The sequence below is a fragment of the Arcanobacterium wilhelmae genome (assembly GCF_029632765.1).
Lineage (GTDB): Bacteria > Actinomycetota > Actinomycetes > Actinomycetales > Actinomycetaceae > Arcanobacterium > Arcanobacterium wilhelmae.
Window position 1 is genome coordinate 368,321 of record NZ_CP121247.1, and the last position, 24,528, is coordinate 392,848.

A 24,528-nucleotide genomic window follows, 5' to 3' on the forward strand; every position below is an offset into this window, starting at 1 on the left:
TACATTCCTAATTTCAGTGGCCGACACTGGCATCTTGAGGAGACCTGAATGACGAGCGCGCAAGAAGTGATAGCGTTTGCGCGGAAAGCTGCGTGGCATTTCCGCCGATACGGCATGGCTGGTGCGCGGCGTTATCTGAAGGGGCGAGGCATTAATATTCCGAGCTTCGAGCAACTCGGTTGGAACGTTAAGCCCAATCCGGTCAAGCTGAATGAATGGGCGGTGCCTCCCGTAGATCAGCCCACTCACAAGATCACCGTTGGAGTAATCGCCGACGAATTCTTCCGTTTTGCCTTCGCTTACGAGTGGGATGCCCTCTATCTCGATTCTTCCTCCTGGCTTGCCCAACTTGAAGAAACGACAATCGATTTCTTGTTCGTGGATTCCGCCTGGCAGATGGAACGCGGTGAAACCTGGAAATACCAGATCCTCGGGGAAAGTGCGCCACGCGCCGAACTGCGTGAGCTCGTTGCCTACTGTAAAGAGCGCGGCATTCCGACCGTGTTCTGGAACCGTGAAGATCCGCCGCATTACGGCGACGCTATCGAAACGGCGAAACTCTTCGACTACGTCTACACCACCGATTCCACGCGCGTACCTTTCTACAAGAACGATCTCGGGCACGATCGAGTAGCGGCATTGCCGTTTGCGGCGCAGGTCGCCATTCACAACCCGATGGCAGTGATGGACGGATACGAGGTTGCGAAGAAGCGTGACGTCGCATTCGCTGGCGCGTATTACGGAATGAAGTATCCAGAGCGCAAAGAACAGATGGATCTCCTACTTGGCGCGGCCTTGGATCCGGAAAAGAAAATGGCCACAGGGCTTGATATTTTCGCGCGTGATATGGGCGGCGGTAAAGACTACCGTTTCCCGCGCAAATTCCGTGCGAAAATCCGTGGCTCGCTCACATACCGTCAAACACTTTCGGCGTACCGCCATTACAAGGCGTTCATCAATGTGAACTCGGTGGTGACCAGCCCAACGATGGCGTCAATGCGGCTTTTTGAGGTGCCAGCGTGTGGCACGCCGATCGTCTCCACACCCACACCTGCAACCGCCAACTTCTTTTCCCCGCAGATGGTGGCGATGGTAGAAACACCGGAGCAAGCGCAATTCCAGATCGAGGCTCTCACACGGAATAAGAACTATTCTGATCGGATGGCGTACCTTGCACAGGGGGAGATTTGGAAGAAGCACACATACACCCACCGTGTGGATCAGATCCTGCGTGATCTGGGGCTAGAGTCCAAGCTCTACACCCCACCTACTGTTGCGCCAATGATTTCAACAGTTCGCCCTGCACAGCTTGAACACGTGCTCGAAACACTTGCTGCACAACGTGACGTGCAGATGCAGCCGATTGTCGGTACCCACGGCTTCGCTGCATCCGATGAGATACAGGCGAAGGCTCGGGAACTCGGGCTTGACGTGATGTGGATTGAAAACAGCCGAGAGCTTTCGCTCGGTGATGTCTATAACCGGCTGATCGAACGAGTAGACGCTGACTACATCGCCAAGATGGACGACGACGATTTCTATGGAGCCGACTATCTCTTTGATTCACTCCTCGCGGCTCGCTACTCGCGTGCTGAGCTCGTCGGCAAGCAGGCGCACTTTATGTATCTTGAGGACGAAGACGTGACTGTTCTGCGATTCCCCACGTGGGAAAACCGTTACACGTCCTGGATCTCCGGCCCGACGATGGTGGCGCGTGCCGACGTCATGAAAGAACTTGGCTTTGCTTCAATGACGCTTGGAGAGGACTCTGACTTCCTCCAGCGCGTCATCAAATCAGGTGGAAAGGTCTACTCGGCCCAGCGCTTCGGGTTTGCCCAAATGCGTAAAGCGCGTGCCAACCATACGTGGGAGATCTCAAGCGCAGAAGTGATCTCCACCGGAAAGATCTCCCACTGGGGTCGCCCGAACGAAACGGAGATGCCGAGCCGCGAACCGTGGGAATAGTCGCCGGGCGACTCTCCGGTAACTATGCGATGAATACGTGACGCTGATTCACGCAACTGAATCCCACACCACCCGAGAAACAAAAGGAGAGAGCATGGGACCACTCTTGCAACTAGTGATCGTGAACGACATGCCGGAATATTTCCGGGCCAGCTTTAACTCTCTCCAAAAAGCTGTGCTCCGTGCCCCCATGGTGGTTGATACGCAGGTGTGCGAACTCGCCGACGTCTCGTCGGTGATTGAACGTTCCGACGCCGACTGGTTCGTCTTTGCGAAAGGGCGCGACGAAGTCGATCCGGACTTCTTCGAGAAGCTCGAGCCTTTCCTCGATCAGCCGCGTGTGATCGCCACGCAGGTACTTCGCAAGCGTGCAGACAACGGTACGGTCTGGGACAACGCGCCGTTCCGCGAGCGGTTTCCCACGCTTCGTCGGGAGGTGGATCTCAACGAGAACCCGTGGGATATGTGGGATTCGTGGTGGGGCGTATGCGTACACCGTTCGCTCATCGACGGTGTGGGCGAACTCGGAGCCGAAGGTGAAGGCCTCCTCGTACACGCGCTGGCGAAAACCGGCGGCCATGCAACGTTCACTGCGGAAGCGAAATACTTAAAGCGCTACTACTTTGAAACACCCACCGAGCCCTTCGAAGACTACACGCCACGCCTGGCCGCCATGGAACACTGGCTTTCCCAGCCCGACGTGCCCACATGGGTCTGGCAACTTGTGATCTGCGAGCTTCAGACCATGATGGAGCGCGATCGCCAGCTCTTCTTCCGCTCACGCTACCTTGAGCCCGAGCAACGCGCCGAGATTGGGCAGCGGCTCCTTTCGATCGCGGCGCAAATCCCGGATGAGCAGATCGAGCAATACGCACTCACACCACTTTCGCTCCATGTCTCTAAAGCGCTCCAAGCCGCTGGAGAAAGCGGGATCGTCTCCGACTACATCGTGCGAGCGAACCCGCGCGAATACCTGCCAGGTTACCGGGTGAGCTACTTCTACTACGGGGAAGTCCCCGAGGAAGAATTTTTCTCAGGCAGTGAGCGAATCGAACCGCTCCAAACCAAGATTATCGACCACTCCTACTACGAGCTCCCATTTGTCTGCGAGCGGGTACTCTGGCTCCCCAAGCGGCCGCGGCTCTCAGCGAAGCTGAACGGGAAGAAGCTCGAGGTTAAATCTTTCACTGGCTACCATCCTCGGCCGAGTTCGGCGCCGATTTCATGGAAGGGTGCGCTCAAGCGCGATCTCACAAACGCAATGAAATCAGCGGTAAAGACTGCAAAGTCACTTGTCCCCGAGCAAGCGCTTGACCGTGTGCGAAATGCCCGTGCGGAAGGTGCGGGAACGGGCGAGATGCTCGCCGCTGCTCTCGGGAAAAATCCGAAACCGGCGTCGGGGGAGAGACACTGGCTTTACCTTGACCGTGAAATGTCCGTGGGCGACGGCGCGATCCAGCTCTACCGATACGCGGCCCCTCGCGTTCCCGGCACCCACTCGTTCGCGCTCTCACTCGATTCCCCACAGTGGGCCGAGCTCGAAGCCGAGGGCGTGAACCTCGTGGCCACGGGCACCCGCGATTTTGACGAAGCGGTACTTTCTGCCGACACGCTCCTGATCGCGGATATCGGCGATTATGCACTGACCGACGTGTGGAGCAAAATCAAGGACCGCAACATTCGCACGGTCTTTCTCCAACACGGAATCACGCTTCGGCAGATGTGGCGCTGGATGAACCGCACCGATTTCACCTATCTTGTCACGTCGCTCGAGGAAGAATACGAGGAGATCGCGCGCGATCACTCGAGCTATTGGCTCATGCCTGGTCAGCTCCTTCACGCCCAGATGCCGCGCTTCGACGACCTCGCCGGGCTGCTCGGGAGAGAATCGCGCTACGTTCTCCTCGCGCCCACCTGGCAAATCGAGGTGCAAAAGCGCCTCCGAGCTGGCGAGGATGTTCACCCGGAAGATACGCACCTGGGCCAGTGGCTCGATCTCGCGCTCAACGCCGACTGGGGCGATCTGCAGCCCGTGATGTTCGTTCACCCGGTGTACGCACGCTGGATGAACCGCGATTACTTCCCACTTCCCACTGTCACAGGTACAGAGGTGCCTGAGGTGCTGGCGCAGTCTGCAGCGGTGCTTTCCGACAAGTCCTCGTTGATCGACGACGGTCACATGATGGGGATCCCTGGAATCATCTGGAATCCCGATAACCTTCCCGATTTCGATCGTTATCGTGATATGCACGTTAAAGCCGGCGCCCACATCGCCACCTCGCGCGAAGAAGCCCTTGCGCTCGCGGACAAGGTTCGCACAGGAGAGATTTCCCGTGAAAAGCCGATCGTGGATGGGCGCGCGCGAGAACGGCTTGTGAATATGCTGCTTGGGAGCGAATACTGGCGTCCTGCGGAACCCGTTGCGTTGCTTGAGCCGACGTCGCAGGAGTTACCGACGTCGGCGAACGAACCGGCGCAACTCCCTGTTCCTCCGAACCAACTGAGCATCACTGCGTCGGCCGAGCTACCGACGCCGATCCGCGCCTCACTTATTTCGCCCGTATACGGGGTGGGCGAGTTCCTTCCGGAGTTCTTCGATTCCCTCGACGCGCAGACGCTTCCGCACGACCAATTCGAGGTGATTCTCGTATGCGATGGCCGGGTGGATTCCTCGCCTGAGCAGTGCCACGAATGGGCTGCGAAGACGGATATCCCAGTTCGCGTGATCGAGATCGAGAACTCTGGCCAGGGCGCCGCCAGGAACGTTGGGCTCACTGAGGCTCGCGGTGAATGGGTCGGGTTCCCGGACCCTGATGACGTGCTTTCCGCGAACTACCTCGCGGAGCTGCTCGGCGCCGCCGATCGATATGCCGCCTACGAGCCGTCCACAGTGACGGCACACATCACGCTCTTCGGCATGAAGAAACCGCGTCGCCACGCGCTCGAGTTCCGCTTTGCGCGCGGGGAGCGGGTGGTCGATCCGCGCGAAGAACCAGCAGCAGTGCAGCTTTCGGCGTCGGATTCGCTGTTTAAGCGTTCCGTGGTCGACGCCGGCAATGCAAAGTTTGCTGAAGATCGCGAGGCCGCAACATTCGAAGATGCCATGTTTGTTGGTGACGTTCGAGAGGTGAATCCGGTCAGCGTTCTCGTGCCTGGCGCGAACTATTTCTACCGCCAGCGAGAAACGTCCACTGTCGGAAGTTCCTGGGCGAACCCCAAGCGGTTCACGCCGCAAATGCTTCGCCGCTACTTGCCGTATTTGAAAGCCCACCCGCATCCGTGGGCGGTTCAGGCGGTTCTCTACGACGTCGCGTGGTATTTCGTGGCTGCTTCCGAGGGTAGTATTCCGAGGAACCTCACTGACAAAAAGTTTATGAGTGCTTTCCGCCAGGTGCTCCGCCAGATGAGCACGGACGATATCGTCGCGTGTCCGTGGGCTCACTTCCGCGGCGGACATCGTGCGGTCGCTTTGATGATGATGGACGTGCGAAAGATCGAAGTGGTTCGTGGAGGGACACTAGTTCGCGACGACGCCGGTGTCCGGCTTATCGGTGGGCGAGCAACTCACCGCAGAGCGTCGCGTAAAGGTCCGAAGTGGATGAAGGTCACACCTGCACGCTTTAACGGACAGTTTGTTAGCTGGAATGTCGTGCGTGGCGGGAAGCTGTGGAAACGGTCGGAGGTTGTTCGTGTTCCCATCAATGTTCCCCAACCTCACCTTGAAGCGTAGGAGTTTGCGATGACGATTTCACAGAGCGTTAACGATGAAAAAGTGACGATTCTGGTGCGTATTCCGCAGGAATACAACACGGAAGCTTTTGCTGCTCGTATTGGCGAGCTTGCGAATCTTCCACGGGTGGAACGAGTGGTACTGGCAGGCATGCCAGCTCAGGATTCAGGCGTACAAAGTAGTGAGAAGGTGAAGTTCGTTCCCGTTACGCACCCGATTCATTGGGTGCAGTGCGCGATCCCGCTTGTCGAGACTGAGTGGGTAATGATCGCGGCGCATCCGATCCAGCTTGAGATGGAGAGCTTCGGGCGGCGTATCGACTATGTGATCCGTCGTCACGTTGTTGCCTCGGTACCGGCACGTGAGGAAGCACCGTTCGCGGCCACGCATCCGTGTGGAAGTATGTTCCGCGCGGAATTCATTCGGGAAGCTGCTGGTGAAGGCATGCTAGCGTCGTCCCGATGGTACGAGGAGCTCGTCGAGGAACTTGTTCGCCGAAATGACGCCATGCTGTTCAATGGCCGTGCTTGCGCAGCTCATCCTCGCGCCGAATATTTTTCAACGGTATGGACATCGGTTCCTCGTCAGGAAATCCATGAGTTTGTGGCTTCCGTTGCGCGTTCGGTCCGCAGGTTTGCTGGTCAGCCAGTTGCTGGCGAACAGATGGCGGTCGAGCTTGTAGATCACGAGTTTTGGTGGTTGTTTCGCAAGGCTGCGGAGCTATCGGACAGCGAGTGGGAGGCTCGTAGTGAGCTGATGAGTGAGGTATTTTCGTTGCTTACGCCGCCGGTGGCGAAGCGCCTCAACGTGTCAATGCGTGTCCTGACCTATCTCTGGGGGCACCATGATCGCGTCATGTTTGACTGGTTCCTCGCATTGTTTGAAGCACCTGGAGCCGAGGGGAAACTTGGCTATGATCGGGAAATCGGATCTTATATTCGCAAATTTCCACTGTTTGATGTGGAGTTTGAGAACTGTGAGTTGCCAAGTCTCGCTGTGATGGTTCCTGCACCATCTGATGAGCCTAATATGCGGCTCGCCTGGTTCGCTCCGCGGCAGGGTGGTGATCTGCGCATGGGTCTCCATCTGGAATGGGCGGATGAGGAGCTCGACCCACGTTCGACCTCTGTGAAGGCCTGGGCAGTGAGTGAGAGTGGCGAAAAAGTACGCCTCCGACTTACTCGTACACCGTGGGCATCGAAAGAACTTTCTCAGGTGCAAGAGGGATACGTTGATGAGCGTTGGGGGATCGCCACGGTGAGCGTTCCCGCACCTGGGAGTGAACTGTGGGGGAGTATTCCTGGCGCACCGGCATCGTTCCAGGTACGCGTTGAGCTGACGCGTGCAAACGGGGAGGCGCGCGAGCTGGAACTCGTTGTTCCTGAAGGGTTTACCTTCCCAAGTGGGCAAGAAGCTGCGGGCTTGTTACTGGTACCAAGTTCTGACGACGCCGGTCACCTCGTCATCGCCGCGACGGTGGCGACCCCAGGGCACGTCCCTGGCGAGAGCTGGTCTGCTGCAGACACTGTTGTTGACGGCGTCGACGCTGTCGTAGCGACTGTTCATGACGGTGGCGTTACTGGACATGATGAAACGTCCCTCGTTGGGGATGAACTTGTACTAGAACTCAGCGAACGCGATAAGGCACAGATCCCGGAAATTCTCGCGTATTTGGCGAAGATGCGTCAGCATCCTGCCGATGCTTACCAGGTCCTCTTCGTCGCTTTTAATGGAAAAACTGTTGGGGATTCGCCATTGGCGCTGGATGAAGAGATTGCTCAGCGTCGGCCGGAAGTGCGCCGCATATGGGCTGTAGTGGACGAGAGCCAGGAAGTTCCTGCCGGCGCGCACGCAGTGCTCGTCGATTCTCCTGAATGGTTCGAAGCGCTCGCATCGTCGCATTGGATTGTCACGAACACCTTGCTTCCGTTCTATTTTCGCAGGGGAGAAGGGCAAAAGATTATCCAAACTTGGCACGGCACTCCGCTGAAGAGGATTGGTCTTGACACACAGATTCAGGGACATTCGCATCTGTTCCGGCAGAGTATCCTACGTCAGGCAAACGAGTGGAATCTCCTCCTTGCGCAGACACCTGCCGCCGGCGAGATTTTGGCAAAGGCCTTCGGCTATACGGGGGAAGTTTTCGATAGTGGCTACCCTCGCAACGATGTCTTGAACGACAGCGACGAATCGTTTATGCGCCGGTTGCGGGTACGAAACCAGTTGGGCGTGCGGATTTCCGATGGTATTACGCCGAGCCGCCGCCCACAGATGGTGGTGTTGTATGCTCCTACGTGGCGTGAATCTGCGCTTCGAGACGGTGAGCGCTCGGTGCATTTGCTCGACATTGCGGAACTTTCTCGCATACTTGGTGACGATGTGATCGTGGCCGTTCGGGCACACCATCAGGATTTCGACCCTAGTTGGGCCGAGTTGGAAACAGCTGGGCGGGTCATTAACGTCAGCGACTGGCCCGATGTGAATGATTTGTTGCTGGCGGCCGACGTGCTTGTCACTGACTACTCCTCGATCATGTTCGATTTCTCTCAACTGAACAAACCCACCGTTCTCTACACTCCCGATCGCGACGAATACGGCACGGTTCGCGGGTTTTACAAGCAATTTGAGCCAATTGTTGCTGAACGGGGAATCCAGTCTCCTAAGGAAGCGGGCGCTGTGATTGCTGGCGCGCTCGAACCCGACTCGTTAGCCCGCAAAACGACGGAACGGATTCGAGAGATTTTGGAACAAGTGCAGGTGCAACAGGTGAGCGGTGACGTTGTCACGCGTATGTTCCAACGGGAGTCGAAGAGTGAATGTTGAAATAGCCGGAGCGAACTAGCGGCTGAGGGGGAGACCCATCAGTGATCAATTCTGTGGCTTCCAGATCATATTTTGAAGATCCAACGAATTGGCTGAGCATCGGCTGATAAGCTAGGAAAGTAGCGAGTGGAAGCTCGTGAATTTTGCAAAAGGAGATAAACAATGCATCGATTGTTAACGCACAGCCTCCTCGTACGTGAGGGCAGCAAGCGTGAGGTTGCGGCCTTCGCGGCTGTTGCGGTTATTGCCTCGGCTTTCGCGGGAGGTGTCCAGCTCGCTTCAGCAGCAGGAACTGACGACGTTGTTCCAGATTTGGCTTTGCGAGCTTGTGTGAATGGGGCAATGAACCCGTGGCTCGCCAAGTACAAGCCGGGTGAGCCTCAGCGTAAGGCTGACGAGCCGGTGAGCGCTTCAGACATGGAAAATATTTTGTCGCGCCTTCAGGTCTTCCACTGTGATGACAAGGCAGTGAAGTCACTTGAAGGTCTCCAGTATGCTACGGGTCTTCAGCGGATCTTTGTCTCCCACGCACCGTCGTCGACGGTTCCGCTGAACCAGCGTGTCTCGGACATTAGCCCAGTTGCTAAGCTTGCTAACCTCGAAGGTCTTTACCTCGGATATAACAACATTTCCCAGCTTCCCGATATGTCGGGTATGAAGTCACTCAAGCTGCTGAATCTTGAGGGCAACGGCTCGAAGGCGTCCGAAGTTCAGGGCGCGAAGCCGCTCCACGCAGGCATTCGCGGTCTTGCATCGCTTAAGCCGCTCGCCGCGGTCTCCACGCTTGAGGACCTCAACGTTGATTACAACGACGTCTCCTCGCTCGAGGGTCTTGAGAATTCGACGAATATGAAGCTTCTCAAGGTGAGCCACAATTCGATTTCGTCGCTTGCTCCGATTGCGGGCCTGACTGGCGTAACTGATCTGCGTATTGATTCGAACAAGATTTCGGATTTCTCGCCACTTGCGGCGCTGAAGAACGTCACCTACCTCGAGATGCAGAACAACAATAACCTGAACCAGCTTGGTTCTGTTCCGGCTCCGGCGTCGATCGATTTCATTGCGAATATGACGAAGCTTCAGGATGCGAACCTTCTGAAAAACGACATTGCGGATGCTGCGCCGTTGGCGAAGTTGACCTCGTTGAAGACTCTGAATATCGGTGACAACAAGATTGCGGATCTCTCGCCGATCCCGGATTCGGCGAAGGTCACGGCGTACCCGCAGTTCCCTGCTGGTTCTGTTGCGCCGTACTCGTACGATCTTGCTAAGGGCGAGACTTACGTCGATCTGTCCAAGCTGAAGGATCAGTTCGGCAAGCAGATCACGCCGAGCAAGATTTACTTCCTGGGTAGCGTGGGTCAGAAGCCGTACACGATCTCCGCTGATGGTACGAAGGCGACGATCAAGTGGGCTCCGCCTAGCGAGGCGTGGATTGCGACATACAAGTACCCGCAAATTCGCGTTGAGTACGCTGGTGGCTCGAAGGTTGATCCGGTTCACGTGTCAACCGTTGTTCCGGAGAAGCCGAAGCCGGCCGACCCGACTCCGACCCCGAACCCGACGACTGAGGCTCCTGCTCCGGTTCCGACGACTGAGGCTCCGAAGCCGATGCCAACGACGGAAGCTCCTGCCCCGGTTCCGACCACGAAGCCGGCTCCAGCTCCGACGACTGAGGCTCCGAAGCCGATGCCAACGACGGAGGCTCCTGCCCCGGTTCCGACCACGAAGCCGGCTCCAGCTCCGACGACTGAGGCTCCGAAGCCAGCTCCGGCTGACAAGATTGTCACCCCGGGTACCCCGGTGTTCCCGAAGGCTGACGATCCGGCGAATTGCACGGTCAAGCCATTCGTGACGGTGAAGTCGACGCCGGGTGTCGCGTACTTCGTTGAGGCCAATGGTAAGCCGGTTGAAAAATACACGAAGAACGGCGATCTCTACACGTTCACCTACGGCTATGGTGAGACAGTGAAGGTGACTGCTACGGTGACCGAAGGCTACCAGCTTGCCAAGGACGCTCAGACCGAATGGACGTGGAAGGCTCCGACGCTCGCTGAGCTCAAGTGCAACACCGCCGCACCGTCGTCGAAGGCGCCGGTTGTTCCGATGAAGCCGAACAACGGCGGCATGAATGCCACGAAGCCCCAGGTGCATCAGTCGATGCCAATGACTGGTTCGAACATCACGTACCTCGCCGTTGCCATGATGGCAACCATCCTTGCGGGTACGACGATGATCGTCCGCCGTCGTGAGAACTGATTAATTGCTCGCGAGTGAGTGGGTGGCAGGCTTTGCCTGCCACCCACTCACTGTTTATCCGGAAAGATTCAGTAAACTGGTAACGAAACAGCACAGTGAGGAGGAAGATAAGCGTTGTGGAAAGGGCTGTGATGGGGCATGAGGGGCCATGCGTTGAGGCAATGTGCGTTTCCGAGGCGGAGCTTCGATCCGCTAACGAGCTTCTGGATATGTGCAACGAAAACTTTGTCGCTGAATTTGTCGTGCTGACATGTGCGGGTGAGAATGTTTCCTCCAAGGCAGCGAAACAGCTGGAAGCATTGCTTGACCAGTATCCATTTCTTGATGCAGTCGCGTTTCCTACACGTATGGATGATACTCAGCCTTTCTTTGCGACGGGGCCGCGTGTTGTCGACCTTCTGAACGAGTGGGATCAAGCTCAGTTTGATCTGTTGAATGTGGTAGTACGGCGATCTGCGCTGGCACAAGGCAGGGACGACGGTATCGGCGTTTTTCCAAGTGCTATACTGCGTCTCATCACCAAGACTTGGCGAATCGGTATCCTGTCGGAACCACTTGTGGAATCTCGTAGCGGTGATATGCGCCTCGAGCAGACCCGCGATAACGCGCTTGACCGTGTGGGAATGCTCCTTGATAGTTACACTGCGGCAACCGCCTTGGTACCCCGTTTTGTTCAAACCCTTGCACTTCGGGAGCTCGCGTATTGGCTACCACTCCAGGATCTTTCCGAACCGCAACTTTTTGAACGCGTTCGTGCCATTGCCAAGCGGTTCGAGCAGCGTGTGATTATGGCAGCTCCGGGAATTGACGTCTCGATCCGGATGCAGATGCTATCCGTGGAACATGGGAACAATGTTGAGCCGTTGTTGAAGCGTGCGGGAAGTCGGTTTTTCCGAAATGGTGTGCCCGTGTGGGTTCCGGCCCGCGATGGTATGGTGTTTCACTTCTGCGATGCTCTGATCGACAACGGAGCGATCGTCGTCACGGGCGAATTCACTGGCTTTCGTGCCCAAGGAATTGAGTACGGCTTCCGTGTCGGTGACCGCTTTGTGCCAGTTGGTAGCGATTCAGTCGGGTCGGCATGGAACACGGATACACACGAATATACTGGTGTGACAGTTCGTGCCGTGCTCGAGCTCGAGGAAGGCGATCGGCTCCTGCCTGCATACCGTATCGACGACGAAGTCACTTTGGTTGCGTACGAGTTTGCTGATGGCGCTTCAATTCAGCCGATCCCAGGTTCACATGTTGTGCTTGGTCGCCTCATGCTCACCAACTTTATGAACCAAGTCTTAGTCGCTGAACGCGTCACGACGGCGCTGCGGGCACGGCGTCGTATAGGGTACCTGAAACGAAAACTCGGAATATCGCCGATTCCGGCAGTTTCCGTCGCGTCGCAATCTCTCAAAAGTGCGGAGAATAACGACGATCTACGTTCGACGCGATCCTTGCCACTGGCGGAGGGAAAATCCTATGTTCGGGTGCGTGTGCGCGATTGGAGCGGACTACTTGGCCAATACCTGCGAGTCTACTGCCGAGGCCAGAAAGTCTACGGCAATATTGTTGAACAGCCCGCGAAGGGAGAACCACTTGAGTACCGTAACATTGTTGGGCCGTCCACAGATCCGCAAGACTACTGTGTGAACCTTCCGGTTCAGGCAGAGATCACGTGCTCGCCCGTCGCATTCACGACGCCTCAACAGAATAATTTCGATGAGAAATACCATGTTGAGCAACACGGCGACGTGTTCTACTCGGTGCGAGGAAACACCGCAAACCCACGGAAAGTGATTTTTACGTTTGCTGGGTGCTCAACATCGACGTCGCCGCTACAGTTCGTGATCTCGTATCTCGGTGGGATTACAGATAGCGAACTTGATACAGCCGCGTTGGTCGCTTTCCAGGATCGTTATCTCGTGGCAGGCTCCTATATGACCGTTGGTGCGGACAACGAGCAGATCGACGGGGCAGTCGATGACGCGATCTCGTCACTGTTGCGCAAGTGGAAGATTAACGAGAACAATGTGCTCTTTTTCGGTGCCTCGAAAGGCGGCTCGATTGCGCTTCGATTCGCAGCTCCTTATCCTCGGGCTGCAGTCGTGTGCGCTGTGCCGCAAATGAATCGGCCCTATTACTTCACGAAACCAGCGTTCAGGGAAAATCTCGGTGAACGCAGGGAACTGGCAACGTTCGGCGAGCCATCCGACTATTTCAATCGTTACCTTTCTGAAGGTCGGTCGGTTGATCTTTTCTACACCACCCGAGACGAGATTTCGAACTTTTCCGTGGTCGAGTTTCCCCACCCGCAGTCCGGCTTGCGTACTCACAGGATCGACGGCATACACACCGACGTCGCCAGACGTGCGCTACCGACAATGCTTGGGAGGGTGAGGACTTTTCTTCGCGACGACGAGTTACCTGCGAGTCCGTGGCCACATGTCCGTGACGTCACGCTCAGCGCGAAAGGAGCCTTGATCTTTGCACGGGTCGAACTCGCTAGTGTGACGCCGGTGGATTCACCGGTGAATTGGTATCTCGAACGATCCTATGGTGAAGCAGTTCGCCGCTACGAGTTGCAGGAGGAAGATGGCGTTCTTGTCACGCCACCGACGTCGGGAATCAACACAGCATACGAGACGATACGTGGACTGTGGTCACTTCGATACATCAGCGAACGTGGTGAGACGTCGTGTGTTCCGCTAGCACAGTGGCCGCAAGCGTTCCGCTCGGCAAAGGTTCCTCACGGGCGCGACGTCGAAGGCCCCTCGCTTCTCCAACTCACTGATGGTGCTCAAAGCCGATATCGCATCGGAACGGGGATGTTCTTGCTGAGTTTGATGTCTGCTACGTAGCAGGCCGCCCAACATCAGTCGTGGATGAAGAAACGCTCGCGGTCGTTATTGCTCGTGAGCACACAGATCTTGCGGCAGTGACTGCCGGGGTCAGTGGGGTGTTCGAAATTCTCGCAAGCGCGCCGAGCCGTGAACTTGCCATCATGGTCAAACGCGCCGCAGCGAATGCGTACGCGAAGCGAATCAGAATCATCGTGGATCCAAAAATTGCCCACTGGCAGATGCGTAAGTTTGCGCGCGATTTCGATTGGTTCGCGGTCGAGGTGGAGCTCCTCGCTACTCCTTAGCCGCAGGAACTAGCCCAAAGTGGGCCGGTAGTTCTAGCTCACTCGGCCCGCCCGGGTGCGCAAACGAACCGTTCGCCTCGAACGTCGAATTCGCCGCCGCCCACGTATGCGAACTCGAGCCGCGATACCTCACAAAACCAAACCTCGACGTCGCGTACACGCTCGAACCCGCCTGCGTACCCCGGCGCAAAAAATCCGAATCCTCGCCCGTCGACAAATGCTCGAAACGCACCTCGCGCGCCAAGTCGCGAGTCGTGAAAATCGTCGGCCCAGCCACCTCGTGAACGAAACGATTCTCATCACCCTCGAAACACGACAGCATCTGGTCCGTATCCTTCAAATAGACGAACGTGGCCCGCTTACCCACCAACTCCGAACCCGAATACCGGTGAGCCATCGCCGCATCCAACAGGTACGTCGAATCGTAAAAATCGTCGTCGTCGATCTTCGCCACAAAGTCGCCATCCGCACGCTCAATCATCGCGTTATACATCGCGCCCAGCGATTCCGACGGATCAAACTGCAACCACTGCACATTCAGCCCCTTGCTCGCCGCAAGATTGCGCAAAATCTGCGTGGCAGGGAAACCGTGCGTGCCAAACAAAACCTGCAGCTCAACTCCGCGCTGCTCGGCAAGCATCCCGAGCACACGCTCCACCTGGAACCGGCGCTTCGACGCGATTATCGCGCTCACCCGCGGCGCTCGCGTCGCCAACTCGCCCAAATCCACATGCCGCAACACCTCGTTCACCCGATGCTCATAACGGTGCTTGAGCCAAATCTCCTGGGTTGCCACGTACGCCATATGGTCGCCAAAATGTGCGTCCGAAATAATCGTGTTCAGCGCGCGAGCCGCCTCATCTGACGTGCGCACCTTCGCCACCATTGCGTCGGTGAAAAAATGATTCACGCCGCGAGTCGGCAACTCAACCAACGGCGCCCCCGACGCCGGAATCTCAAACGAACGCCGAGAGACCACCGTCGGCGAATCCGCCTCGGAATGTACATTCAAAAATGCCTTATACGCGCGGTAAGCCGTGAGCATCTGCGAATACGGCAACGTGCCACGCACCTGGTTCGTAAACTCCGCAGGGAACTGGTAGCGCGGATCACCCGCCGGCTGACGCGAAAAAATATCCAGTTTCGTGCCGATCTGCACGCCGGGCTTGCGCACGGCGTCGAACAGCATGTTCATCTGCTCCTTACGCGCCGGGAAACGATGCGCAAAATACATCCCCGCGAACGCTACGTCCTCACGCGGCACCACTTTATGCCGATGGGTGATCGCCTGCGGGTTATGCAAAACAGGCTGGGCTGCGTACGGCAGGAGGGCGACGTCGGGCACGCCCAGCCCCTCGAAACGCGCGATCGCGTCCGAATCAGTAGTAAAAACGACGTCGAACAGCGACGCCGCCTTCGTCACCTGGTCCACATCTGACGGCTCGTTATTCGCCCAAAAAACAGTGGGAACATCATGCTTACGGCACCATCTCACCAGCGCCCGCAAATCCGGGCCCGGCGCATCGCGCCCCACAATCTGATACTGCCACGCATCATTATTGCCATGCCAGGCAGCCTCCACAAACAACAAATCCGGAGGATTCGAGGAGAGCACATCATGCCAATTCGCTGGCGTGATCAGCTCCTGCTCCCATTCGAACTTCAGTGAATCGATCGTGAACTCGTCCGCGATCACCGCAGCCCGCACCTCGTGCGTCGGCGGGAACTGTGCATCGAGCGCCGGCCAATCCGGGAACGCGGCCCCCGGAGCCTTCTGTGGATCCGTACCCATCGCCATCAATTTGCGTCGCCGAAGAACCTCCACAACGACACGTGGACCACGATGCGTGACATGCCACAGGGCACGTTTCGCCTTGTACGTTGCTTTCAAAAACGACACCATCACATCACCTTTGCTACCCCGGGTTGTGCGCGTGGGGCACGTGCGCCGGCACATGGAACCGGCTGACACAAATATTACATGGGGTACGGCAAAAGAGTGGAGAAACTATTTAACCGGCCACAGGTGACCTTTTTCATCGATTGCGCCGGCTCGAAACTGTTAGGGTTTGAGGAGGATTAATGCCAACGCACAAAAGGAAGGCAGTCGGATGAAGAAGCCAGTGATGGCGGCGCTAGTTATTGGCGCCTTCGTGGCGGCTGGAATCTACGGTCAATACGTACGAGCCCAGGATTCTGAGACCTCCGCCTACCACAGCGCCGTCATGAACGAGACGGGCTCCCTCAACGCCCTCGCAGACGCCCGCACGCGCGCCGATTCCCTTGCCAAGAAGTGCACCAGCACCGCCACCCGCCTCCCCGCCTGCGATTCCCTCGCCGCCCTCGTCGCCGATTCGAAGAAATTCAAAGCGCTCCCCGCGGTGGCCGACAACTCGTCGAAGGAAACCTACATCACGCGCACGGAAGATGTTGAGGCCAACGCCGCCGCCGCCGATTCAGTTCGCACCAACATCTCGGCAGCGATCGAAGCCCTCAACGGAGAACTGAAAGCATTTGCCGACGGGCAAAAAACAGTCGCCGAGAAGGATCTCGAACTCGCCAAACTCTATGCCTCCGCGCTCGAAATCGCGCCCGAGCCGCCTGCGCCCACCGCGGAGCCCAGCGCCGACGTCGCGAACCCATCCACCCCCGCCGACGAGGCGCCCGCCCCTCAGGCGCCAGCCCCACAACAGCAGGCTCCCGAGCCGCCCGCCTCGAACAACGACGGCACCTACTCGCGTAACAATGAAAACCAGCCGCCGGCGCCGCCCGCGCAGCCAGTTCCGCCGGCCCAGCCCGAGCCAGCCCCGGTGCCCGAGCCTGCGCCAACAGCCGAGGCGCCTGCCCCGCAGGTTCCACCCGCAGACGGCGGCACCGGAACAAACTAGGCTGATCGCCACCGACGCCGGTCGCGCAACTCGCGCACCGGCGTCGGTGCGTGTTCAGCGGGAGTTGGGCCGGCGACGTCGGGCGGTGGCGTTTCGTGCGCGGGTGTCGGGCGCCGGCGTCGGGCGGACGTACAACGCAACACCGGCGTCGGCGTCGGGAACGCGCGAACGGAACCCCAACCACACGGAACTTTCGTCCCGCCCAACGTCCCAAATCATGCGCAAGACGCTTCGCCAAATGCTGAATCCGGGGCACTGATCGGGCGCTGGGGGTGCCATGCGAGCCGAATCGTAGGACAATGGAAGAGATGGCGCGGGTCGCCAGATCCGCCCTCCAGAGGCGTCCGCCTCTGGGCAAACCTTTCAAACGAAGGAGTCCATGTGGCTAGCATTGAAGCAGTAGCTTCCCGTGAAATTCTTGATTCCCGCGGCAACCCCACCGTTGAAGTTGAGGTCCTGCTCGACAACGGCGTTTTCGCCCGCGCAGCAGTTCCGTCCGGCGCCTCCACCGGCGCGTTCGAGGCAGTTGAGCGCCGCGACGGCGACAAGTCCCGTTACCTCGGCAAGGGCGTGCAGGATGCTGTTGAGGCAGTCACCGAGATCATCGAGCCGGAGATCATCGGCCTTTCCGCTACCGATCAGCGCTACCTCGATCAGACCCTGATCAACCTTGACGGCACCGCCAACAAGGGCAAGCTCGGCGCGAACGCCATCCTCGGCGTTTCCCTCGCAGTGGCCAAGGCTGCCGCTGGGACCGCCGGCCTCCCGCTCTACCAGTACCTCGGCGGCCCGAACGCACACGTTCTCCCCGTCCCAATGATGAACATCCTCAACGGCGGTTCGCACGCTGATTCCAACGTTGACATCCAGGAGTTCATGATTGCTCCGATCGGCGCTCCGTCGTTCAAGGAAGCTCTGCGCTGGGGTGCAGAGGTCTACCACTCGCTGAAGAAGGTTCTCCACGAGCGTGGCCTCGCCACCGGCCTCGGCGATGAGGGCGGCTTCGCGCCGAACCTTGAGTCGAACGCTGCTGCTCTCGATCTGATCATCGAGGCTATCGAGAAGGCCGGCTTTAAGCCGGGCGAAGATTTCGGCCTCGCACTGGACGTTGCTGCAACCGAGTTCTTTAAGGACGGCGTGTACCACTTCGAAGGCGGCGAGAAGACCGGCGCCGAGATGATCAAGTACTACGAGGAGCTCGTCGAGAAGTACCCGCTCGTGTCCATCGAGGATCCGCTCTCGGAGGAAGAGTGGGAGGATTGGACCAAGCTCACCGCTGAGATTGGTGACAAGGTCCAGATCGTCGGCGACGATCTCTTCGTGACCAACCCGGAGCGCCTCGCCAAGGGCATCGAGCTCAAGTCGGCGAACGCTCTCCTGGTGAAGCTCAACCAGATCGGTACCCTTTCGGAGACCTTCGAGGCAGTCGAGATGGCACACCGCAACGGTTTCCACTCGATGACCTCGCATCGTTCGGGCGAGACGGAAGATACCACGATCGCGGATCTCGCGGTTGCCACCAATGCTGGTCAGATCAAGACCGGCGCCCCGGCCCGCGGCGAGCGTATCAACAAGTACAACCAGCTTCTGCGCATTGAGGACGAGCTCGAGGATGCAGCCGTTTACGCCGGCCGTTCCGCGTTCCCGCGCTTCAAGAAGTGAGTATGCTGAAGTGAGCCGGCTGGCTCGCTAGTGCTCAGGTGGGGCACCCGAAAGGGTGTCCCACCTTTTTGTGTTTGGTTGTCTGTGTCGGGCGTGTGGGGGTGTACCGGTTTTGTGCTGGGGTTGCGTGAAGTGCAACGTCACGAAAAATTAGGAGTTTTTCTCACGGAATGCAGGGGCGGTGCGAGCACTGTCCACCTGGGCACTATGGGGGCACTTTGTAGCGGTGTGCAACGCCTTGCATTAACTGGGCAAAAGCAGAGAAAAAGGCGTGTGGATTCAATAAACTGGATTCACAGGCCAATGTTTTGAGAATGGGCTCAGCGTTGGACAGCGCGCGGCGAACGGACTCCGTGTAAACGCTTGCAGAGAACGCGTTTTTGGGTGTGCAAGAGAAAGGAGCACGCGATCGCAACACGCACGCCCTGCATGGGCGATTCTGCTGGCATTCGCTAAGTTTCTTTAGTGCAGGAGCGGTAGCGAATGAACAAGTGGAGCGTACTCCGAATTAAGGTTATGGAGCTCATGCCCCGGTGTCGGCGTTTCAACCTTCGGGGGGATAACAATCATGTTTGTGGGGCACCAACGTCCGGTAGGATTTTTGCGTTCCCGTGAGCCTTCGTGCTCCACACTTTAGAGAAAGACAATTCATGACCACTTATAACGCACGCCGCTCCGCGGCCATGGTGATTGCCTTCGCGCTCTCCGCCGGCACCGCCGGCACTTTCGCTGCCACCGGCGTCGCACACGCCGCAGATGCGCAGCCCACAAAGCCCCAGCTGACGTTCAACTTCGACGCGACTGAAGAGCCTGCGCCTTGCCTGAACGAGGGCAAGTGGCGTGTTCAGCTACTTCCTCAGGATTCGAGCACCTGGTTCCCGAACTACGAACTGCAGGATCAGGGGAATGGTAAATATTCTGTGACGGTGGATCGTCCGAATCGCAAATTCCAATACGTCTTCTACAAGGGAACGACCACTCCGGAGGGGTACCTGGTAGCTTCCACCTCGCCGACCTCGAATGAAAAGCTTCGTGGAACCAACTCGACGCCGTATGAAGGCCAGACAACAATTGAAAGTTCCTACGGCCATATCGACGTAACCGGCGCGAAAATGTTCCGTACAGCAACCGGCCTTACCAAGAAGATTTGGGCGAACCAGTGCTCTGTGCGAGCTAAGGGCATTGAACCAGTTGGTGTTGATGTAGACGCGAAGGCGAAGGGTGCTGACGAGGAGCTTGCAAAAGCTCAGAAGGCCCAGAAGCTGATCAACCACACAAATGAGCTCGCCGCTGGCGCAGCCGAGCGTGCAGCTGAAATTGGCAAGGGCATCGGCGAAGCCAACGGCCCGGCCGATACCACCGCCCCCGTGATCACGACGCGTTCGCAGACCGTCTACACGGTTGAAGAGATGAAGCCGCTCGCAATCGAGGTGAAAGACGATCGTGACCCGAACCCCGTCGTCGTGCTCAAGGGTACTCTGCCCGACGGCGTTACTTACAATAAGGCGACCCACCAGATTGAGGGTACGCCGAAGGCTGGCAGCGAGGGCGAGTACCAGCTCACCGTCGTCGCGACCGACGCGGCAGGCAACGAGAAGAAGCAGCCGATCCTTCTGAAGGTGATCGACGGCGAGAAGCCGCAGTTCGAGGTCGAGAACCAGACGGCCGTGGTTGGCGAAGAATTCCGGTATGAGCCCACCGCCACCGATAACTCTGGGGAGGTGACCGTGTATCTCGGCCGCGAGCACCCGGCTTGGCTCACGCTCGTTGACGGCGTTCTGTCTGGAACGCCCACCGAGGCGGGCACGTTCACGGTTGAGCTGACGGCCCAGGATGAGGCTGGCAACGACGTCGAGCGCCAGCTGACGATCACGGTGAAGACGGTTGTTGGCAAGTGGATGGACCTGACCAAGGCCACACCGATCCCGCAGCCGAAGGCTCCTGAGGGCGATCCGGCTCCGAAGAAGGATCTTCCGGAAGCTCCGGAGACTGAGCCGGCCCCCAAGACGGAAGCTCCGGAGACGAAGATCCCGGATGCTGCGCCGTCGGAGCCGGAAGCACCGAAGGCTGACGTTCCGTCGGCTCCGGAAACGAAGGCTCCTGAGGCTCCCAAGAGCGAGCCGGCCCCCAAGCCGGAGGCCCCAGAAACTGCGATTCCGTCGGACGCGCCGTCCGAGCCGGAGCTCAAGCCGTGGACCGACCTCATTGATCCGGCTCCGAAGACTGAGCCAGACCCGCAGCCGGAGGTTCCGGAGACTAAGGCTCCTGAGGCTCCGAAGAGCGAGCCGGCCCCGCAGCCGGAGGCTCCGGAGACCAAGGCTCCTCAGGCTCCGAAGACTGAGCCGGCCCCGCAGCCGGAGGCTCCGGAGACCAAGGCTCCTGAGGCTCCGAAGAGCGAGCCGGCCCCGCAGCCGGAGGCTCCGGAGACTAAGGCTCCTGAGGCTCCGAAGTCGGAAGCTCCGGAGACGAAGATCCCGGATGCTGCTCCGTCGGAGCCGGAGGCACCGAAGGCTGACGTTCCGTCGGCTCCGGAGACCAAGGCTCCTGACGCTCCCAAGAGCGAGCCGGCCCCGCAGCCGGAAGCCCCGGAGACCAAGGTTCCGGATGCTGCGCCGTCGGAGCCCGAGAAGCCGATGGCTCCCGAACTTGAGTTCGTTCCGATGATGAAGCTCCTCCCGTCCACGTTCACGGGCGCGGTGTACGCGGATTCTGAGGCGATCGAGGCTGCGATCGCCGCAGGCAAAGCAACTCTCGCCGGCGAGTACACCGTAACCCGCGGCGACAAGCTTGAGGTCACGGTCAAGGGACTCGAGGCAAATAAGGATGCTCGCGTGTTCTTCTACACCAAGGCCATGCTCCTCGCGAAGGGAACCGCGAACGCGGCCGGTGAGCTTGCGTTCACCCTCGCCCCGACGTCGTCGACCCCGCTCGGAACCCACTACCTTGTGGCAACGTCCACGGTACCTGGAGTGCAAAAGTCCGTGATCTACAAGGTCACCGTGAACCCCGCGAACGCTCCAGCTCCGAAGCACCAGGCTCCGAAGCACCAGGCTCCGAAGGGTAACGCGCCGCAGGTCCAGGCCCCGGCGCCGCAGAACCAGGCAGCGCCGTCGGTGAAGCCAATGGCTCCGAAGCCGGGCCACAACGGTCTACCCAAGACGGGCGCCGGCGTGCTCGGCACTGCGTTCGCCGCTGTCGCGGCTCTCGCGGCAGGAGCAGGCGCGATGATCGCTCGTCGTCGCGAGAACTGAAACATCAGGCTGACATAGCCGTGAGAAAAGGCGGGTTTTCACGAAACCTATTTCGTGAAAACCCGCCTTTTCTCCTTGCAGGCAGACGGCGTGTGGACAACCACGCCTATAGTGTGGCGCGTGATGCGCCGAACTGCCCAGCTAGCCCCTAGACTAGGATGCATGAATTCCCGCCGCCCATCTTCCGCTCCGCACGGCCGCCCCAAGCGCCCGCGCGGGAATCCGGCGTCGGCAGCGGAACGCCGGGCCGCGAGCAAGCGTCGATCCCAAGCCGAAGCGGCAGAACGCGAGCAGGCGGCCAAACGCAAACGCGACCGTCTCAAGAAAGCAGCCGAAGAAGAAATCCGCGCGCGCGCCTTCAAACCGCGCGCAGCGAAACCTGGCGCGTCCCAGCGCGGCGGGCGCGAACGACGTCGGGAAACGACTCCCACAGGCCCCCAATTCAACTCCAAACGCTACTTCGTGTACCAGGGCGCCAGCCGCACGCGGCGGTTTTCCGTGCGCGCCTTCATGGTGCTCCTGTTCCTCGCGATCGGAGCGCTCATCGTGGCCTCGCCGCTGGCAAGCTATCTCAACCAGCAGGAGCAAAAACGCGCCGCGTCGGCTGAGCTGGCGCAAGCGACCCAGCGGGCCGACGAACTCGAACGCGAACTCGCCCGCTGGCAAGATCCGAAGTTTGTCCAAACCCAGGCACGCGAACGCCTCGGCTACGTGATGCCTGGCGAGACACTCTACGTGGTGCCCCGCGAAGGCACCGAAAGCGCTGAAGACCGACTCAAGAAGCAGGTGGCGCAAGTGAATAAGGAACGCCGCGCCGCGACCCCGTTCTTCATCACTCTGCGCGATTCGATCAACATTGCAGGTAAGGCGTCCACGAAGCCGGTCGAAAACCCGTCCGAAGTGCCCATACTCAACGCGCCGAAACCTGCGCCGAGTGCGACGCCGTCGCAGGCGCCGTCTGCTCCGGCGTCGGGGGCGCCGACGGGCAAGTAACGCCGACGCCGGGGCGCGAGTTACGCTGGGGCGCGGCGGCCCGGCGAGAGCCCGGTGCTCCGGACGAGAATCGAGCACCGCCGTCGTTCCCCGCGAACAGGCCGGACCGATAGCGTGACGTGAGCTACGCCGTCGCGCCGGGGAGCGCCCGGCCGGTAAACTTGCACCAGCAAAGCGAACAGGAGAAACAGTGGAATACCCCAAGCTTGACGTGTTGAAGAAAGTGGCGGCGAATGCCACGGAAGTTGCAGGGAACGACCGCGAGGTGCTCACCGCCCAGCTCGGGCGCGATCCGCGCGGGCTTGTCGGCATCGGTGCACGGTGCGCGTGTGGCGCGCCGGCGGTCACGATCACGTGGCCGCGCCTGCTCGACGGCTCGCCGTTCCCCACCCTGTTCTACCTGTCGCTGCCGTGGGCAGTGAAGCAGATTTCGCGCGTCGAATCGCGTGGCGATATGGCGCTGTTTAACGAGCGCCTTGCTACCGATCCCGAATATGCAGCTGCTCATGAGCGCGCCCACGCCTCCTACGTGGCTCGCCGCGACCTGCTCGAGAAAGTGCCAGAGATTGCCGGGAAATCCGCAGGCGGCATGCCCGAGCGAGTCAAGTGCCTGCACGCGCTCGCAGGGTATGCCTTGGCTGTTGGGCCGGGCGTGTGCCCCGCCGGCGACGACGCCCTCGAGATGATCGGCTGGGACCCTGCCGTGTGCCACTGCGCAGATTCCGACGACGCCGGTGCTGGGCTTGCGGAGCCAGGTTCGGGCGCTACTGGCGGTTCGGGCGTGGGGCTCGCTTCGGCGTCGGGTGCGCAGGCGCAGGCATGAGAGTCGCGGGAATCGACTGCGGGACCAACACGATTCGCCTCCTCATCGCGGATGTTCCTGGGGAGGCGGGTGCGCCGCTCGCCGACGTCGTGCGCGAAATGGAAGTGGTGCGGCTCGGGCAGGGCGTGGATCGCACCGGGCAATTTGATCCTCAGGCGCTCGAGCGCACGCTCGTGATGGTTGATCGGTTCGCGGCGCAGTGCCGCGAGCACGGCGTGGAGTCGGTGCGGTTTGCCGCCACCTCGGCCACGCGCGACGCCTCCAACCGCGCGCAGTTTATTGACGGCGTGCGCGAGCGGCTTGGAGTGGAGCCGCAAGTGATTACGGGGGAGCAGGAGGCGGCTGCGTCGTTTTCCGGCGCGATCTCGGTGCTGCCCGCGGGGGCGCCCTCGCCGCTGATCGCCGTGGATTTGGGTGGCGGTTCGACGGAGCTGGCGTTGGGAACCGCCGAGGGGGAGGTGCTCGCCGCGTTCTCCATGAACGTGGGGAGCGTGCGCATGCGCGAACGGCACTTGGTGTCGGATCCGCCCACCGCCGCGGAAGTGGCAGCCGCTCGGGCGGACGTGAACGCCGCGCTGGATGAGGCCGAGGCGCACGTGGATCTGGCCGCCGCGCGCGGCGTGATCGGGCTGGCAGGCACGGTCACTACCGTGACAGCACAGGCTCTCGGGCTCGATTCCTATCAGCCTCAGCGTATCCACGGTGCGCAGCTGAGCCTAGAGCAGATCGAAGAAACTTGCGAATGGTTTATTGCGGCCCCGTTCGAAAAGGGTGGCACGCCCGGGTACATGCACCCGGGGCGTGTGGACGTGATCGGCGCCGGAGCGCTCGTGTGGGAAGAAGTAGTCAAACGGATCGCTGCGCGCACCGCGCAGGCGGGGCATCCCATCACACACGTGGTGACTTCCGAACACGATATTCTCGACGGCCTTGCGCTGTGGGCCGCGCGCGAACCACAAGCGCCGCAACTGTAAAACGCAAAACGACGTCGGGGC

General features: G+C 59.4%; 14 protein-coding genes. 12 read left to right on the forward strand and 2 right to left on the reverse strand.

What is annotated here, in order from left to right; translation table 11 throughout:
* The first annotated feature begins 48 nt into the window (after positions 1–48).
* The 6 genes from P8A24_RS01595 (at position 49) to P8A24_RS01620 (ending at position 13,916) form a co-directional block, all read left to right on the forward strand.
* Entirely contained in the window at positions 49–1,965 is a 1,917-nt protein-coding gene (locus tag P8A24_RS01595; RefSeq protein ID WP_278059062.1) for a glycosyltransferase family protein, read from the forward strand.
* Positions 1,966–2,059: 94 nt separating this feature from the next.
* Positions 2,060–5,695, forward strand: coding sequence for a glycosyltransferase family 2 protein (locus P8A24_RS01600; protein WP_278059064.1), 3,636 nt, complete (start codon positions 2,060–2,062; stop codon positions 5,693–5,695).
* 9 nt (positions 5,696–5,704) lie between these two features.
* A complete protein-coding gene (locus tag P8A24_RS01605) occupies positions 5,705–8,518 on the forward strand; it encodes a CDP-glycerol glycerophosphotransferase family protein (RefSeq protein WP_278059066.1) in 2,814 nt (937 codons plus the stop codon).
* A gap of 162 nt (positions 8,519–8,680) precedes the next feature.
* Positions 8,681–10,777 (forward strand): leucine-rich repeat domain-containing protein, encoded by a 2,097-nt coding sequence (locus tag P8A24_RS01610; protein WP_278059069.1) that lies wholly within the window; start codon positions 8,681–8,683, stop codon positions 10,775–10,777.
* 347 nt (positions 10,778–11,124) lie between these two features.
* Entirely contained in the window at positions 11,125–13,629 is a 2,505-nt protein-coding gene (locus P8A24_RS01615; protein ID WP_278059071.1) for a hypothetical protein, read from the forward strand.
* Positions 13,630–13,649: 20 nt separating this feature from the next.
* The gene (locus tag P8A24_RS01620; RefSeq protein WP_278059073.1) at positions 13,650–13,916 is read left to right on the forward strand and encodes a hypothetical protein; all 267 of its coding nucleotides are present in this window, start codon (positions 13,650–13,652) and stop codon (positions 13,914–13,916) included.
* Here the strand turns inward: P8A24_RS01620 and P8A24_RS01625 are convergent.
* Positions 13,906–15,819 (reverse strand): glycosyltransferase family protein, encoded by a 1,914-nt coding sequence (locus P8A24_RS01625; RefSeq protein ID WP_278059075.1) that lies wholly within the window; start codon positions 15,817–15,819, stop codon positions 13,906–13,908. The genes P8A24_RS01620 and P8A24_RS01625 overlap by 11 nt on opposite strands.
* Before the next feature lie 208 nt (positions 15,820–16,027).
* Here P8A24_RS01625 and P8A24_RS01630 point away from each other — a divergent pair, with 208 nt between their 5' ends.
* Positions 16,028–16,804 carry a hypothetical protein gene (locus tag P8A24_RS01630; protein WP_278059077.1) on the forward strand — a complete coding sequence of 259 codons (777 nt, stop codon included), beginning with the start codon at positions 16,028–16,030 and terminating at the stop codon, positions 16,802–16,804.
* Between the two features lie 54 nt (positions 16,805–16,858).
* Here P8A24_RS01630 and P8A24_RS01635 read toward each other — a convergent pair whose 3' ends face one another.
* On the reverse strand, positions 16,859–17,023 hold the full coding sequence (locus P8A24_RS01635; RefSeq protein WP_278059079.1) for a hypothetical protein: 165 nt from the start codon (positions 17,021–17,023) through the stop codon (positions 16,859–16,861).
* 162 nt (positions 17,024–17,185) lie between these two features.
* Here P8A24_RS01635 and eno point away from each other — a divergent pair, with 162 nt between their 5' ends.
* The 5 genes from eno (at position 17,186) to P8A24_RS01660 (ending at position 24,507) form a co-directional block, all read left to right on the forward strand.
* Positions 17,186–18,466 carry a phosphopyruvate hydratase gene (gene eno, locus P8A24_RS01640; protein ID WP_278059081.1) on the forward strand — a complete coding sequence of 427 codons (1,281 nt, stop codon included), beginning with the start codon at positions 17,186–17,188 and terminating at the stop codon, positions 18,464–18,466.
* Positions 18,467–19,116: 650 nt separating this feature from the next.
* Complete coding sequence (locus P8A24_RS01645) at positions 19,117–21,717, forward strand: putative Ig domain-containing protein (protein ID WP_278059083.1); 2,601 nt, start codon at positions 19,117–19,119, stop codon at positions 21,715–21,717.
* 162 nt (positions 21,718–21,879) lie between these two features.
* Entirely contained in the window at positions 21,880–22,710 is an 831-nt protein-coding gene (locus P8A24_RS01650; protein ID WP_278059085.1) for an FtsB family cell division protein, read from the forward strand.
* A 190-nt stretch (positions 22,711–22,900) separates the two neighbouring features.
* Entirely contained in the window at positions 22,901–23,533 is a 633-nt protein-coding gene (locus P8A24_RS01655; RefSeq protein WP_307014619.1) for a DUF501 domain-containing protein, read from the forward strand.
* On the forward strand, positions 23,530–24,507 hold the full coding sequence (locus tag P8A24_RS01660; protein WP_278059087.1) for a Ppx/GppA phosphatase family protein: 978 nt from the start codon (positions 23,530–23,532) through the stop codon (positions 24,505–24,507). The genes P8A24_RS01655 and P8A24_RS01660 overlap by 4 nt, the downstream gene beginning before the upstream one ends.
* The last annotated feature ends 21 nt before the right edge of the window (positions 24,508–24,528 follow it).

Coding starts and splice junctions, on each gene's coding strand:
- P8A24_RS01605 (WP_278059066.1), top strand. CDS start 5,705: ATGACGATTTCACAGAGCGTTAACGATGAAAAAGTGACGATTCTGGTG.
- P8A24_RS01630 (WP_278059077.1), top strand. CDS start 16,028: ATGAAGAAGCCAGTGATGGCGGCGCTAGTTATTGGCGCCTTCGTGGCG.
- P8A24_RS01660 (WP_278059087.1), top strand. CDS start 23,530: ATGAGAGTCGCGGGAATCGACTGCGGGACCAACACGATTCGCCTCCTC.
- P8A24_RS01615 (WP_278059071.1), top strand. CDS start 11,125: ATGGATGATACTCAGCCTTTCTTTGCGACGGGGCCGCGTGTTGTCGAC.
- P8A24_RS01595 (WP_278059062.1), top strand. CDS start 49: ATGACGAGCGCGCAAGAAGTGATAGCGTTTGCGCGGAAAGCTGCGTGG.
- P8A24_RS01645 (WP_278059083.1), top strand. CDS start 19,117: ATGACCACTTATAACGCACGCCGCTCCGCGGCCATGGTGATTGCCTTC.
- P8A24_RS01635 (WP_278059079.1), bottom strand. CDS start 17,023: ATGATTTGGGACGTTGGGCGGGACGAAAGTTCCGTGTGGTTGGGGTTC.
- P8A24_RS01650 (WP_278059085.1), top strand. CDS start 21,880: ATGAATTCCCGCCGCCCATCTTCCGCTCCGCACGGCCGCCCCAAGCGC.
- P8A24_RS01610 (WP_278059069.1), top strand. CDS start 8,681: ATGCATCGATTGTTAACGCACAGCCTCCTCGTACGTGAGGGCAGCAAG.
- P8A24_RS01600 (WP_278059064.1), top strand. CDS start 2,060: ATGGGACCACTCTTGCAACTAGTGATCGTGAACGACATGCCGGAATAT.
- P8A24_RS01625 (WP_278059075.1), bottom strand. CDS start 15,819: ATGGTGTCGTTTTTGAAAGCAACGTACAAGGCGAAACGTGCCCTGTGG.